We start from the raw sequence: 14917 nt of genomic DNA, 5'->3' as shown, positions 1-14917 counted from the left end.
CTTTTGGCTTTGTCGTTAATAATGCGATGGACTGACTAATCGTCAGTCCATCGTTAGTGACTATTAAGGTGTATCAATAGCAATTACGACGTCTTTATTTTCCAGTTGCTTTATGTAATGCTCTTTTATTTTTTCTAAGTCTTTTTTCATTTCTTCCATACGAATTTTTGTCATATCCTGACGCACTCTGTTGGCGACATCTTGTAAGTTAAAGAGGTTAAATCTACTGAGCATATTAAGTGATAGCTTAGTTAATCCTCCGCCAGCCACCGCGCCGACAGGTACGGATACCAGTACAGCTAATACTATTGGGATAATACCTACCAAACCGGCAGAAAAAATGATGCCAGTAGCCATCGTTGATGCAACAACTGCTGTGGTTGCGACAGCTAAAGTCACGCACAATACTTTTGTTTCTATCGGTGCATGCTCCCACCAAAGAGATAGATCTTGCCATTTTCTTTTGATTGCCCCCATTGCTCCTACTTCTGCAGCATCTCTGAACAACGTTCCTGTTTCCGTTATGATCTCTCGACTAGCAAGATAGGCCGTTATGGATTTTAAGCGTGCTTCTGCTCCTGGGGCTGAAGCCTGCGATTCTAAAGTATGATTAAGTGCATTGACATACATCTCTACAGTCTTATTTCCAGCCAAGCATATTGATGCTTGCTTCTTAAGCATTTCACCGGCAACGCTGCCCAGCACCTTTGCATAGCTTCCGGGGTTAATCAATGAATAGAAAGAGTTTTGGTTAATTTGATTACCTAATTCTAGTGATGCTTTGAAGATATAAGGCATATAGCCAGAAAGATGACAAAGCGCAATTATCTCTGGCTCCAAATCAAACTGCTCCATATTGTTTAAAGGCTCTCTTTCGCCATGTAGTATATTATCTAAAACATTTTCAACTTCGGCCAGTTTAAGGACCGTTTTTGCCCCTTCGGCATCCGTGAAAAATGAAAGAACATGAGTTAAATTTACAAGGAGATCTTTCGCTTTATCGGGATGGTTTTTTGCGAATTGATAAATCCTGGTGACTGCTGGCCGTAAGGAAGCCATAATGGTTGAGTTAAGTTTACTTAAGTTCTCAGTGGATAAGTTCTCAGTTGATAGAGAAATTGATACGGTTGAGGATAGTTTATTTATTAATTCCTGATAAGCCTCAGTCATCGATGTCATGCCATGCTTGGCTAATTGGCGCTTTGTTAATAAATCGGTGAAGAATCTATCTGTTGGGTCACTTTTAAATAGTGATACGATATAGTTTTTGACACTGGTCGCAAATCCAAATAGCCCAATCGCACTATTGTAATCATCGTTTTCAAAGTGATTGCGAATAGTGTCATGCTCTGTTTTTGCCTTATAAAGAAGCTCAAGATACTCTGCATCTAGTAATTTAATCTTTGCTTCAAGATTATTGAAACGTTCCTGTAGTTCTTCTTCTCTTTCGTTAACAAGATTATGTTCAGTATCATTTATATATTTGTTGTTGGGTATTGCAGATGCGCAAGATTTTATCTCGTCTAAACTTTTTTTGGTGGCTTTATATTCAGCCGCTAATCCGATGGTTTCTTGGTTAATAGCGTTTAGGTTGTTTTCTATCTCTTTCGCTCTTTTAGCCCATGCTTGAGTTATGCCAGATTTCAGATCCTGATATAGCCCTCGGATATTTCCAGTAATGGCTTGATAACCTTCATTTAAGCTAGAGCGTTGGATATCATAGGCCAATCTTTTATCAAGGCAGGGAAGTATTCCATCAAAAATACCGATGAGATCCGTTGTCCATCGTAGTTCATTGTTGATGATTGTTAAATCATCCCCCTTCGCTGTGGCTGATAAATTCTGGAGAGATTTACGGTATTCTTCGTACACTCCTTTAAGTTCAGTAAACATGTTATCTGCATAATTAGGGTCTGCGAGCCAGGCTTTGATACCCCTAATTTCACCATCTCTTTGATTGGCTTCTGCTGATTCAAGTGTATAAGTGTTAGCGCTCATCTTTGTACCAACAGCTATCGATGCCTCTATCACGCTACGAACTTGAATGGCACTGTCTGGATCGTTCTTGAGCTTGACCAGGAGTGCCTCAAAGTTTTCATTTTCTGGGTAATTAAATTTAGCCCTGACAGCCTGATAGAGAGCTGTTAATTTTTCATCAGATTGTTGTTTTATTGAGCTGAAATAGTCATCTATTATTTCTGCATAACGTTCTGATATATGGAAAAGTTTAATGATATCTTCTTTGTTTTTAATTAACAGTTCCGGCGTGTCGATCATGTCTGGGTTAATCATGATTTTCTGCAGAATGTCACTACCTAAATCATCCTCAGTTGAGGACTGATATGAATCCTGATCAAGATAATTGAGAAGATCATTAAGGCAATCTAACTGTCTGGTATAATCTTCATCTATATAATCTCCAGATCTATCTAATTTATCGATGATTTCTTCAAGTTCATTTCTCATCGCGATAAAATTATCAGTATAAGATTTAACGCTTTCTCTTATTAATGATTCATCGATGTCTGCAGCTCTGGCCAGGTAAATTGATGCTATGACCTTTGTGACATCGTTGGTATCAAATAAATCGTTGTAATTGGCGATATTGTCGGCTATTTTTTCATTGTAGTTTGGATTGTTAAAAAATATGTAGCTGGTTTTTTTTTCTTCCACTAGTTTATTCAGTAATAGCCCAGAATTGAGTTCTTCTATTAGGTCACATTCTTTTATCATTACGGGATGACTGCTATCTACGGCATCTGAATTATCTACTTCAGAGACATCCTCCAGGAGCGGTAGCCTGGAGACGTGGGGGTAAGCAGAAGTGTAGTTAGGGGTTACTCTTTTAAATGTAATTTCTTCTTCGACAATCGGAGTGTCATTAGCCGCGACCGAAAAGTTTTTTTTCGCACGCTCTATAATGTCCAGGAGATCGATTACCTTTAAATCATCCCGAGCTATGCTGAAATTCAAGTTGGGAATAGAATAATGCTTTCTGTTATGTTCATCTATTGGCAGGTCTTTATGTATGCGTTCTAATACATCCATGAAATTACTGACCAGATCATATTTACGGGATGCTAACTGCGATATTTTTTTTACGCGGTCATAACCCGTTAAAATCTCGTTAAGCTCAGGGGTGTTGGTGTTTATAGTCAGCCATTCAGTTCCATTCCATTCACTGACTGATTCCTTTATCGTTGGAAATGTATCGCCTGAACTTGCAATGTCGTAGCTTTTAAGAATCTCTCCTGTAGCATCTATCATTTGTGACATGTTAATCTCCTTACTTTTAATATAGCGTGTTATATAATGTGCTGGTTAAAGTCTTTTAATTTTATGAGGATGAGTTCCCTGTGAGATATAATAGAGCGGACTATCTCCAATAGTTCTCCGCCGGTTGCCGGCTCACTTTGAGATGAAATATAGATTAGATATTTTGAAACAGGATCATAAGCCAATGCTCCGGCATTATCCTCTGCGAGAGCAATATTCAGTTGCAGGCAAAATGTAAAAAGGTCACTGTTATTATACTGTTTATCTTCCATCAGTAGGCTATGAAACTGCCAGTACTCGCCCCTGATGGCTATTGAGATAAGAATTTGTCCATCCACCAGCAGGGGGCAGCGGCCGTTTTTATCAAAAGATAACGTTAGGCCGATTATGTCACCAAACTCCTGGAGTATTACATTGTGATTAATATTCAATGTGTTTTCTCATTTGTCTAAACGTTTATCTCCGGAAACAATACGCATCATTTTTGTGGAAGAAATAGGTTAATAACCTTAAAAATTATGGCGTAGATGAAGATTTCGGTTAAATAAAGTTTGGTCGTGATTTTCGCGCGGTTGAGGCTGACGACGACCCAATCGGCATCATTTTCCGGTCGTCGGCGCATTGTCATACAAAGGCATAATTTTGATGGCTTGCTCATGGTTAACCCCCTACACTGGGGATGAATACATAAGGAGAGAGTCATGTTAGAAGGGTACTTCGATCTCGACGACGCCACCGGCGTCGATGCCGCAGAAAACCGCAAGCGCTTACTGGCCGTGCAGGCCGCTCTGGAGATCTCCAAAGCGTCTGTTTCCGCCTCTACGGCAAATTCGGGGATCCGCTCCCAGATGGACCTGCGCAACGTTTCGCAGGAAGTTGCCGCGCTGGCCGATGCCATCCAGGATGCGCTGGAAATCGGTGAGTAATCCTCCGTTGCCGCCTTCGGGCGGCTTTCACTACTCCCTTCCTTATGACTGCACTCCTCTTATCGTCTTTTCATGTGAGCGGTAATACTCTTTTACCTCATGCCTTTATCACGTTCTTTTCTTAGAAAGGGATTGTTCACTTATTCTGTTAGCAAAATCGCTGAGCTTAATAACGCAGTGCTGAACCTGTTGGGGGAACACCAGCCGGAGAAGAATTGATAACCAAAACTATGTGTCTATCGGTGCGTTCATCTATGCCGTTTATCATTGAAGCCTTTCTCTTCTGTTCGCAAGTGGTACACTGAAAACGTGATTTCAATCATGACCTGCGTAAAAAACGAAAAAAGAGATACTGCTATGCAACATATTATCGAAGGGTTCCTCAACTTTCAGAAAGAAGTTTTTCCTCAACGTCAGGAACTCTTCCGCAGTCTGGCCTCCAGCCAGAATCCAAAAGCACTTTTTATCTCCTGTTCTGATAGCCGACTGGTGCCAGAGCTGGTGACGCAGCAAGATCCTGGACAACTGTTTGTTATCCGTAATGCCGGTAATATCGTGCCTTCCTTTGGTCCTGAGCCGGGTGGTGTATCGGCGACGATTGAATACGCTGTTGTTGCGTTAGGCGTGACGAATATTGTGATTTGCGGTCACTCCAACTGTGGTGCGATGAAGGCTATCGCCACTTGCCAGTGCCTGGAGCCAATGCCTGCTGTTTCTCACTGGTTGCGTTATTCCGATGCCGCGAAAGCGGTGGTCGAGAAGAAAAGCTGGGATAATGAAACCGATAAAGTGAATGCGATGGTGGAAGAGAACGTCATCGCGCAGTTGAACAATATCAAAACACACCCGTCAGTCGCGGTAGGGCTGCGTGATAACACTATCCGCCTGCATGGCTGGGTTTACGATATTGAAAGCGGTGATATTCGTGCGCTGGATAAAAACAGCAAAACGTTTGTCTCGCTGGCTGATAACCCGGATGTATTCTTCGAGTAAACCTTCCCGCTTTGAAAAACGCCGCCATTGTGCGGCGTTTTTGTTTGTTACTTCCTGGTATTGCTCAATAGAACTCATTTCCAAACCACGGCGAGCGCAGATGGGGGCATCAGCCTAATGCTTGTCAGTTAAGCGCCACATTCCGTTCACCTGATGTTTTGTAGAACATGAAGCCTCTGTACCTGTGAACGGGTCAAGGGGGACTGCCGAGTCCCCCTTGACAATCCCCTCGGCCCCGCAGGGAAATCGGTGCTTCGCACTGCGCTCGCCTGCGAACTCCAGCCTGCGGCACGGCGAAACTCGACTTCCTGTCTCGGTTCGCCTCAGCCCGCCATCCCTGGCGGTCTGACCTTGTCTTCCTTTCTCCGGCTCGCCGATTTCCATCGGGGACTCATCGGTTTCAGCAACTCAGGTTCTGGCTGTTCATTCAAAGACCGCACTGACGTGGCTGCGGCGATACTAAAAGTAGAAATCCCCTTAACTGAAAAGCATTAGGCTGATGCCCCCATTTCGCTACCCTTTAGCGTTTACCAACCACACACATCATGCTCATTTTCAGTGTCGTAGGCGCGAACGGTATTGACCAAATCTTTGACGACTTCCGCTGCGACATCGGGAACCAGCAGCTCCATTGGTGTCTCTGTTTCATAATCGACAGAAATGCCATTGCTGTTATTGGTGACAGTCACCGTATAGGTTGCCTTAGCCATATTATTTCCCCTTATGTGAATTGACGACTTTGCCCAAACCGGTTCCTTCCAGTGTGGCATCAGGGTCGGCGAAAAAGTCGATATTAAAATAGGTATCGTCCGTCAGCAGTTCAATGCGATGCCATTTTTGCGGCGGAGAAATGCCAAAAGAGCCTGCTTCGATGACCAATTCAACGTCTGGCTCTGTCGCATCACCATCCGGGAAACCAAAATAACGCACCGCGCCTTGCATCACCGAAAGGCGGCCATAAACGTGGGCCTTAGTGTTGTGATGGGTAAACAGGGCTTTCGGCGCAGTATCTTTGTTCCAGAACGGGGTTGAGCGAGAGTGAACAAAATGTTCAGGAATACGTAACATAGATGGCTCCTTACTCCAGAACCGGGTGGTTCTATAGCGATTTCAGCACATCAGCTTCGACAAAGAAGTCGATGTTAAACACGGTGTCGTCGGTCATTGTCTCGATGTAGTGCCACTTCTCAGGCGGAAATACGCCAAAGTGACCGGCGTGGATTATCAGTTCACTATCTGGCTCTGGCGACGTCTCAGAGGCGAAACCAAGATAGCGAATGGCGCCCTGGTGAACGGACAGGCGCGGGTAAACGCCTGGGCGTGTTCCTTTATCCAAATGACGCTGAAAAATACCGGCAGGTGCGGTGTCTTTGTTCCAAAACGGTGTGGAACGGGTATGAATGCAACTTTGCGGAATGCGTAGCATGTTTTCCCCCTTACGTTGAAAGTATTAAAGCACAAATCACTTTCGCTGTTTATCGGAAATTGCATTTATAATGCATCTTTTGATGTTGGTTAAATATTTGTTCAATAAAAAAGAATAAATGTGTTTTTAATGAAACAAAAATATTCAAATTGTTCTTCGGTAATGTTACAACTACGGCAGAATATGGTGATATTTGCGTCGGGAGGATGCGATGATTCTGGAAAAACTGCGGACGCCAAACGGCAAGAAATTCCTGCTGTCCGCTTTTGTTATATTCACTATTGCCGTCGCGGTAGTGGGGCGCGCAACGTTTGGTGGAGTGGTGAGTGAATATAATTTGCCGTACTCCGAGTGGACGACCAGCATGTTTGTGCTGCAAGGTGCGATGGTGATGGTGTATAGCTCAATCTTCACCGTGCTGTTTTCTATCCCGCTGGGCTTCCTGCTTTTAGGCCCCGATAACGCGCAGTAATCCACGCCAGGCGAGCATTCGTCTCGCCTGCGTCAAACCCTATTGCCATTCAGGCAAAGACCTGAGACGATCAAATTCCTGCTTACGAGAGATATCATCCATAATGATCCTGATACGTGATGAAACGTATGGTGATGATTATGCTGACGGCGTGGGTGGCTTTTCAGAGCGTTAACCCGGTCAGTATGGGGTGGTAGTGAGAATTATTCAGGATAGTCTACGTAAGAAACAGGCGTTATTGGCATCGGCAGCGGTCACTTTTCTGTTGATCTGCCTCACCATTTTGTTCTTGTATCAGCGCACGGTGTCGCAGGTAAGCGAAGGCATTGGCGTGTTACAAAATCAGATGGTGATGATGTTTAACGATAACGAGATGATGGCGGAAGCGGCTGGGGTACGTTATCAGCAGGTTAGCCGCAATCTTCAGTGCGGTGATACCGATGTCTTTCATTCCCGGGGCAATGCCTGGGGTATCAATGCTGACCCCCATCAATTTGACCATAATCGCGGTGCATTACTGACTCGTATACCGGAGCGCAGCGCCCGCTGCATCTATGTGGCTGCGGAGTTTATTCGCGAAAAAATACGTGCGCTTAATCCCGAACAACACGATATCCATCGCTATATCATCGCCAGCGATGGCCGCTGGTTTTACTGGTTTAACGCCGCCGACTCTTTGCCCTTTAGTTTTGAAACATCACAGATGGCGCGCGATCCTCGGCAATTTTTCTCTGAACCGGAACTGTTCTATGACCGTGTGCTACAAAAGAGCATTCGTAAAAAATCGCTGAGTGTGACCAACTTTTACATCGATAAAATTACCGATGAAAAAGCCTACAGCGTGGTGAGTTATATTTACGATCTGACGGAAAGCGTGGTGAGCAACCATATTATTGGTTATCTGGTCTATGATCTTTCGCGCCCGGAGTTGCGAACGATGCTGGAATCGGCATTCGATAACCAGTTACCGAAAGGGCTGATTCTGGGCTTTCTGAGCCGTCAGACCGGAGACGTGCTGTGTGTCGTCAATAACTGCCGCTGGCTGGATAACTACCATATTCACGAAGTCTCATTACGCTACGACGTTAAATACGCGCTGCCGCTTTGGCTATTTATTACCGAGGATAGCCGTACGCTGGCGCTGCTGGCGTTAGCGCCGCTGTTGCTGCTGGTACTGTTTTTGCTGATTCGTTATCACCTGAATCACGCTGACCTGCGGTTCTATCGCGACCCGCTAACCGGTTGTTTTACGCGCAATATTTTCGCCTTGATCCAACAGCGATCGTTGCCGTTTATGACCGTGATTCTGTTTGACTGTAATAAATTTAAAACCATCAACGACAGTTTTGGTCACAAAGCGGGGGACCGTGCGCTACAGGCGATAGCTCACTGCATGTTGAGTGAAATTCGTGGCAATCGCGATTGGGTTATCCGCAGCGGTGGCGATGAATTTATTGTGCTGCTGAGCCGCACGGATATTGCGCACGCCCACATGGCTGCGGAGCGGATAGCCTCAAAGATTGCCGTATTCCCGTTTAACCCGAAGGGGCATACGGTTTCGTTGTCTGTTTCGTGGGGTGTCGCGCCCTGTCTGGATTCGCTGGATGCTGCCATTCAACAGGCGGATGCGGGAATGTATGAGATGAAAGAGCGGCGCGGAGAAGAGCGATAAGCCGACCGTGCGCGGCTTATCATCGGTTTACCACCAGCCGAGCTGGATGCCTGCAACGGTGACAATGGCAACGATCAGCATAATAATCGTGGTCTTTCTCATTGTGCTCCTCCTGGCAGCGCATAACCGCCGATAAAAAACCAGCCCAGGAAGGCAACGGCGATAAAGAAGATAACGATGGGGAAGGCGATACCCAATCTCATGGTGACATCCTGATTTCTATGTATACATGCGGCGTATGATACTGTAATTAACCGAACTTCTGGGCGCTAATTTCCGGACGATGGCGAAATTTTTTGTCCTCATACATTGCGCTGTCTGCCGCACGCAGAGCGCCGTCTGGATCCATATCGTGAGGATTAACGCTCACTGCGCCAATGCTGGCGCCAGGGTAGTGAATCAGCGTGTCGCCCAACAGATAATCGCCAACCAACAACTGACGCAGGGTTTCGGTAAACTGAGCCAACTGCGCCGTTGAGCGCGCAAGCGTCGCAACCATAAACTCATCGCCACCTAACCGGCCCAACTGATCGTCGGCAGAAATGCCCAGCTTAAGCCGTTGCCCAACTTGCTGTAAAAAAGCATCTCCCGCCTGATGACCATAGCGGTCATTGATATTCTTGAAATTATCGAGGTCGATAAAAGCCAACAGCACCGAATGATTGAGATGTCTTGCCAGTGAAAATAGCGTTTCCAGGTTTTCGAACACCGCGCGGCGGTTAGGAAGGCCGGTCAACGCATCGGTGTAAGAGTGATACACCAGCGCGGCGTTGGCTTCCTGTAACTGGGAAACCAGCGACTCTTTTTCGATATAGCGCGCGATGATGCTCGCAAACAGTTGTAAAACGTGTTCGCTGTTAAAACTCAACGGTTTTTGCGTCGTGCTGGTCGCGCACAGTGTGCCGTACAGCGAACCATCTGTCAGATGAATCGGTGTACTAAGGAAAGTCGTAATCCCCAGCGCTTTTGCCGCATCGCAGTCGCCCCAGCGGCCTGCCACGTCATCGCTGTAAAAGCAGTTATCATCCATCGCGCGTTTACACAGGGTGTCTTTCCACGGCACTGATAGGTTTTCCGGGATGTTCATATCGCCGCTATTGCGTGAATAGACAATATGTTGCAACTGCGCCTGGGTATCAATTTTGGTCAGATAAGTCGATTCCATATTGGTCACTAATTCGAGCATCTCAAGTAACTGACGGACCAGCCCTTCTAAAGACTGTTCCGAAGCAAGCGTTTGTGATACCCGAGCAAGAATGATATCTGACATGAAAACGACGGCCCCCAACGATAGCGTACGGAATGATATATTGCTTAAATGAAATCAGATTAACTAAATTTTATACATTATGTATCCATAAGGTAAGCACTCTGTCAGTAAAAGGTGTCATAGTCGAGGGCATATGCCTCTTATTGCAGACAAAAAAAGCCCCACCGGGGGTGTTAGCTACCCTTTGTTACGTGGGCTTCCAGCGGTGTAATGCGGGTTAGAGCATCACTCAAGACCACTGAAAGCCGCTATAAATCACCCGAGTGTGGACACTGTGTGGCCGTTGTCGGGTTCAATGCCGCCCTTTAACGGATTGAGTGTTACGGCATCTTGCAAATACTCTGGCGCGCAGTGCGCGTAGACCATTGTCCGCTCTATGCGCGCGTGACAGAGTATCTTTGTGTCGAAGCGGCTCGAGCAGCTGCCGATGAGGGCGAGTTTGATTTCTATATCTCCGCACCTCGGAGCTCTGTCAATCACTGTGGGTTACCTACCAGCGGAACCACCACGGATATGACGCCCACACCGTCTGAGCAAGCCGCAGCGGTGCTAAATCTCATTGATGCTGGAACGCCCCCGACGTCGTGAAGCATGGCATCAGGCCGGAACGGTGGGAGATGGATGTACTGGCGCGGGGTGCAACCGTGACATATGGCGAGAAAAAATTCCGTTATGCGGGCGATGATGAGTGGCCGGGATACTCAACTGAAACAAAATGGAATTAATAGGAAAAATCCCCCTGAAGTCATCTAAATTCGCTCAGAATTATCGCAGGGCCAGGTCAGGAAATTTCTAATGTAACGATGCTGTTCAATAATCACAGCGTCAATATCAAGGTATAACCTTATTGGTTGTAGTGGCCGGTAACGGCATTCTCCCCATTTTCAATGAGATGGGTGGTATAGATGGTACTGTCTGTTCTTGCGGGTCAGGACATAAATCCTGGCACATTAACTTCACAGAAAAATATCACTACAGATATTTATGAGTTTTCGTGCTTTGAGAAGTTTATCGATTTTTTTCGGGAGAACTTCACCGGAGAAAGTCTAATTGATGCGTATCGGGAAATCCATACTCTACTTTTATCAGAGCACGCTCCCTCATCTCATGACATTGTCGGGGAGAGATTTCACCCAATTTTAGGTCTGGTTAAAATGCTGGATATTACACCAGAAAATAAAAGGGGTTTTTTTAAAGTTTCAATAAGTCCACAAAGTGATGAGCATTTTAATATAAGAGTACATTATCGTGGTACCCCTCTCATTGATGGCGTTATTACCAGTGATGAGCGTACTTTTCTCGAAAAAAACTTATTTAATAAAAATAACGGCGAGATAACCTATCCAACTGGAATTGATAATAACGCTACTTTGGAGGGTGTGTTTTTAAGTGCCTATAAAGAATATGCAAAAAAAAGTATAGAGCAAGAGATGCAAGAAATTATTATTAATATGAATGACATTATAATGCATTCAGCAACTCGTGACCATGATGAAATCTATAGAAACAAAAAAACACCACAACACAAGATTCCATATATTGCAAGTCACTACAATGTTGTTGATATAGGCAGGGAAGGAAATAACCTTACCAGCGATAAACGTATGTTACATGTGTTAAAACATAACACAGGCAATTGCGGTGAGATGAATTCGCTCTCCGCAATGTTGATGGTTGCTATTCTTGAAAAAAGAATTCACACATTAAACTTAAATGCAAACACCTGTAATAATATAGATGTATCTATGTTAGTCACTCCATGGGAAGGAATGGATGGACATGATGAAGGATGTGACTATATTGTGGCTAATATATGTTTTAATTTCTATGGGGTGGAGCTCAAGTATATAGTGGATCCATGGGGTAGACGTTTTTTTGAGTATGAGAGCAAAGATGATATCAAGAATAACTATAGCGACATTATTGGTAATTCTACGTACTTAAATGAAAACGTGCAATGGATGACCCCGCCTATTATAACCGCTGCCGTTAATGATGAAAATAATATCAATATGTTGAAAAAACACATGTATGAGATACATAACGTGAATCTGGATGACACCAATCCCTTCAGGCAGGAAAGAGACAGAAGGGAGGCGGCCCTGGCAAATCGCTTCCGTTATGGTTCCGGGCGATAACAGAGACTGAAAGAGGAACCATTAACATTGGTTTTTTTATGTCTTTTGCCCCTATTTTTTCTCAGCATGTGCTATTGCATCGAATTGCATGCGTTTTCCTCCCCTGTTGCGTCTGCGCGCCGCCAGTGTTGGCGCACCTCAGGCGTGGCGGGGATAGCATTGCGCGCTGAGCATGATATTTATTTTATTTTTCCAGCGACTGAGCGCGGCGCTATGGCGTTTAAATGGATGCGGTTGGGTCGTAGGCGTTGAGGCGTGACGACAGCATGTCGTGGCGCTGAGGGTGTTGTGTGCGGTGGGATACTTACAAGAAGACCTATCAGAAGTCTCTGTTATGTCTCTCCGATGTCGTTTCATCGCTCATAATACTTTGCTCAGTTGCTACCGTGGCTTCCTGACAGCATCCTTTTGAGTTCAAAAGAACAACATATCGCAACCTGCTCGCTTGAGCGTCTGATTCTAATGAGTAAATTGCTGTGCGCATTCGTCAATTACAATCTGTGTGGACATTTCGTGGACACTGAAACAAAAAAGCGGTCAGCATTGCGCTAACCCTTTTTTTTATAGCATGCTTTGGATGCAGCGCGGACGACTTATTAGTTAAGACTCACGTTTGTAATGACTGAAACGGTCGAGAGATACATTGTAAAGCCGGGGGAAGTGGTTCCGGCTTTGCCACATCTGACGCAAAATAGTCGACAATCAATACCCAGGATGCAGACAAAAAAAGCCCCACCGGGGTAGGTGGGGCAAAACTCATTGATTATGGAATGTTCTGTTCTCTGGTCAATAGAGAACAAAAGCTACTTTACGAGCCAAAAGTGTAGTTAAAATGAAGAAATCATGGAGTTTAAAACTAAACCCCGCCAAACCTTGAGGATAAATAATGTCATATCGCTACGCTTTACTTTTGCCGCTGTTGCTTGCCGGTTGTGCAAAACAGGCTGAATCTGATGCGCCAGTGCCACCGAAAATCGGGATGGCGAATCCGGCGGCGGTGTATTGCCAGCAGAAGGGCGGTGAAAGTATTCCGCAGGTGAATGCGCAGGGCGAATACAGCCTGTGTAAGCTGCCAAATGGTGAAACGATTGAAGAGTGGGCGCTGTGGCGTCGCGATCATCCGCAGAAAAAATGACAGTGAAAGGCGCATTTAGTACACTGCGCGACCTGGATAATTCTGATTAACGAGTCATGTATGTTTTCGCTTAAGCCGGGTACGGCTGCGATTATTATTGGCGCTCGCACCGTTGCCGGGCGCGCTAATATTGGTAAAAATGTTGAACTGTTTGCGCTGATTAACCCCGGTGAGCGTTGCCTTAACCCGGTTAACGGTGTAATGACGGAAGTGTCGGCTGATGCACCACGGGCGCTGTGGCTGGTGACCGGTGATGTGAGTGCCGGAGAGGGACAATACGGATTTGCGTATGTCCGCGCGGAGTATCTGCTGCCGTTAACGCCGGATGCGTTGCCCGCGCAAGAGCGCACCGTGCAGGTCGAGTAGCGCGACGCCCGCGAGCGTCGCGGCTTCGGATGATTAAAGATTTTTCAGCCAGTCGGCCAGCACAAGCGCATGGTTTTGCGAGGTGTTGGTGGCGGCGTAAATCAGCGTCAGCCCCTGTTTACCTGCAATATCGACAAGGCGCAGCCCTTCATCACGGTGTTGCGCCAACTCTTCGCGATAGTGCTGGCAAAAGGTGGCAAAGTCGATCACTTCGCCGTGGTAAGCCTTGCGTAGCTCGGCGGATGGGGCAAGCGTTTTGCACCATTCATCGTAGACAAGCGCCTCTTTTTTGATGCCGCGCGGCCAAAGCCTATCGACCAGAACACGGTAACCATCGTCAGCGGCTACGCCGTCATAAACGCGTTTACACTGGATCATAACCTTCCTCCCTTTTTCCTTCCGACCATACCATAAACGACGGTAGGGTGCGTTATCAGGCTCTTGCTATTGCGCGCCAACATCGCTAGTGTGAGGCTCCTTATGCCGTTCGTTAACGTCTGCACATAAGGACCATCATGGAAAACTCAGCTGCGACCCCTTCTCTGCGTATTGCCCTCGTAGGCGACTATAATGCCGATGTCATTGCACATCAGGCGATCCCCCTGGCGATTGACGATGCTGCTGCGGTGCTGGAACTGCCCGTTGAATACCACTGGCTGGCGACCCGCGACATCAAAAGTGCCGATGATTTTGCCGATTTTGACGGCATCTGGTTAGTACCTGCCAGCCCGTATGAAAACACCGAAGGCGCGCTGATGGCAGTACGCTACGCGCGCGAAAACAGCCTGCCGTTCCTCGGCACCTGCGGGGGTTTTCAACATGCGATTATTGAGTTTGCGCGCAATGTGATGGGCTGGGAAGATGCCGCTCACGCGGAAACCGACAGCGAAGGGCGGATGGTGATTGCGCCATTGACCTGCTCACTGGTGGAAAAAAGCGACACGATCGAACTGCGAGCGAATACGCTGATTGCCCGCGCATACGGGCGCGATAGTATTGAGGAAGGTTATCATTGCAACTACGGTATCGCCGCTGATTTCGCCAGCGAACTGGAAACGCAACCGCTGCGCGTGACCGGTTGGGATGATAACGGGGACATTCGCGCGGTAGAGCTGATCACCCATCCGTTCTTCGTTGCCACACTGTTCCAGCACGAGCGCAATGCGCTGGCAGGCCGCCCCGTTCCTTTGGCGCAGGCGTTCTTACACGCCGCCGCACAATAAAAAAAGCCCGGTAGTGCTAC

16 protein-coding genes and 2 pseudogenes are annotated in these 14917 nt (G+C 46.4%); 9 read left to right on the top strand and 9 right to left on the bottom strand.

Annotated features, from left to right (window positions below; translation table 11 throughout):
* Positions 1-63: 63 nt before the first annotated feature.
* Both AC6I4B_RS13860 and AC6I4B_RS13855 read right to left on the bottom strand, forming a co-directional pair.
* Positions 64-3276, bottom strand: coding sequence for a hypothetical protein (locus AC6I4B_RS13860; RefSeq protein ID WP_497765888.1), 3213 nt, complete (start codon positions 3274-3276; stop codon positions 64-66).
* Positions 3277-3305: 29 nt separating this feature from the next.
* Positions 3306-3707, bottom strand: a complete 402-nt coding sequence (locus tag AC6I4B_RS13855) for a CesT family type III secretion system chaperone (protein ID WP_497765887.1) — start codon at positions 3705-3707, stop codon at positions 3306-3308.
* A gap of 270 nt (positions 3708-3977) precedes the next feature.
* Here AC6I4B_RS13855 and AC6I4B_RS13850 point away from each other — a divergent pair, with 270 nt between their 5' ends.
* Positions 3978-4202: a hypothetical protein gene (locus AC6I4B_RS13850; RefSeq protein WP_497765885.1), complete on the top strand. Its 225-nt coding sequence runs from the start codon at positions 3978-3980 to the stop codon at positions 4200-4202.
* Positions 4203-4559: 357 nt separating this feature from the next.
* The gene (locus tag AC6I4B_RS13845; protein WP_497765884.1) at positions 4560-5195 is read left to right on the top strand and encodes a carbonic anhydrase; all 636 of its coding nucleotides are present in this window, start codon (positions 4560-4562) and stop codon (positions 5193-5195) included.
* A 527-nt stretch (positions 5196-5722) separates the two neighbouring features.
* Here the strand turns inward: AC6I4B_RS13845 and AC6I4B_RS13840 are convergent.
* Genes AC6I4B_RS13840 through AC6I4B_RS13830 form a run of 3 tightly spaced genes read right to left on the bottom strand, consistent with a single transcriptional unit; the run spans position 5723 to position 6621 of the window.
* Entirely contained in the window at positions 5723-5905 is a 183-nt protein-coding gene (locus AC6I4B_RS13840; RefSeq protein ID WP_497765882.1) for a DUF1869 domain-containing protein, read from the bottom strand.
* Position 5906: 1 nt separating this feature from the next.
* Positions 5907-6263, bottom strand: coding sequence for a TehB family protein (locus tag AC6I4B_RS13835; RefSeq protein WP_497765881.1), 357 nt, complete (start codon positions 6261-6263; stop codon positions 5907-5909).
* A gap of 31 nt (positions 6264-6294) precedes the next feature.
* On the bottom strand, positions 6295-6621 hold the full coding sequence (locus tag AC6I4B_RS13830) for a TehB family protein (RefSeq protein WP_497765880.1): 327 nt from the start codon (positions 6619-6621) through the stop codon (positions 6295-6297).
* Positions 6622-6832: 211 nt separating this feature from the next.
* Here AC6I4B_RS13830 and AC6I4B_RS13825 point away from each other — a divergent pair, with 211 nt between their 5' ends.
* Positions 6833-7093, top strand: a complete 261-nt coding sequence (locus tag AC6I4B_RS13825) for a DUF2534 family protein (RefSeq protein ID WP_497765878.1) — start codon at positions 6833-6835, stop codon at positions 7091-7093.
* A gap of 196 nt (positions 7094-7289) precedes the next feature.
* The gene (locus AC6I4B_RS13820; protein WP_497765877.1) at positions 7290-8765 is read left to right on the top strand and encodes a GGDEF domain-containing protein; all 1476 of its coding nucleotides are present in this window, start codon (positions 7290-7292) and stop codon (positions 8763-8765) included.
* Positions 8766-8863: 98 nt separating this feature from the next.
* Here the strand turns inward: AC6I4B_RS13820 and AC6I4B_RS13815 are convergent, their stop codons facing one another.
* The 3 genes and pseudogenes from AC6I4B_RS13815 to AC6I4B_RS13805 form a co-directional block, all read right to left on the bottom strand.
* Positions 8864-8968, bottom strand: a complete 105-nt coding sequence (locus tag AC6I4B_RS13815) for a YoaK family small membrane protein (protein WP_497765875.1) — start codon at positions 8966-8968, stop codon at positions 8864-8866.
* A 47-nt stretch (positions 8969-9015) separates the two neighbouring features.
* The gene (locus AC6I4B_RS13810) at positions 9016-10035 is read right to left on the bottom strand and encodes a sensor domain-containing diguanylate cyclase (protein ID WP_497765874.1); all 1020 of its coding nucleotides are present in this window, start codon (positions 10033-10035) and stop codon (positions 9016-9018) included.
* A gap of 255 nt (positions 10036-10290) precedes the next feature.
* Positions 10291-10434 (bottom strand): annotated as a pseudogene (locus AC6I4B_RS13805) (site-specific integrase); the annotation flags it as partial.
* Between the two features lie 51 nt (positions 10435-10485).
* Here AC6I4B_RS13805 and AC6I4B_RS13800 point away from each other — a divergent pair.
* The 4 genes and pseudogenes from AC6I4B_RS13800 to AC6I4B_RS13785 all read left to right on the top strand — a co-directional run.
* Positions 10486-10760, top strand: a pseudogene (locus tag AC6I4B_RS13800) (replication endonuclease); the annotation flags it as partial.
* A gap of 180 nt (positions 10761-10940) precedes the next feature.
* A complete protein-coding gene (locus tag AC6I4B_RS13795; protein WP_497765872.1) occupies positions 10941-12173 on the top strand; it encodes a hypothetical protein in 1233 nt (410 codons plus the stop codon).
* 886 nt (positions 12174-13059) lie between these two features.
* Positions 13060-13308 (top strand): putative hemolysin, encoded by a 249-nt coding sequence (locus tag AC6I4B_RS13790; protein WP_497765871.1) that lies wholly within the window; start codon positions 13060-13062, stop codon positions 13306-13308.
* Between the two features lie 60 nt (positions 13309-13368).
* Positions 13369-13674, top strand: coding sequence for a hypothetical protein (locus AC6I4B_RS13785; protein WP_497765869.1), 306 nt, complete (start codon positions 13369-13371; stop codon positions 13672-13674).
* Positions 13675-13707: 33 nt separating this feature from the next.
* On the opposite strand, the gene AC6I4B_RS13780 is transcribed toward AC6I4B_RS13785, so the two are convergent.
* Positions 13708-14052, bottom strand: coding sequence for a DUF488 domain-containing protein (locus AC6I4B_RS13780; protein ID WP_497765868.1), 345 nt, complete (start codon positions 14050-14052; stop codon positions 13708-13710).
* Between the two features lie 137 nt (positions 14053-14189).
* On the opposite strand from AC6I4B_RS13780, the gene AC6I4B_RS13775 reads away from it, so the two are divergent.
* Positions 14190-14897 carry a CTP synthase C-terminal region-related (seleno)protein gene (locus AC6I4B_RS13775; protein ID WP_497765866.1) on the top strand — a complete coding sequence of 236 codons (708 nt, stop codon included), beginning with the start codon at positions 14190-14192 and terminating at the stop codon, positions 14895-14897.
* The last annotated feature ends 20 nt before the right edge of the window (positions 14898-14917 follow it).

The sequence above is a fragment of the Kluyvera fluvialis genome (assembly GCF_059725275.1).
This window is presented reverse-complemented; position numbering and strand designations above follow the sequence as displayed.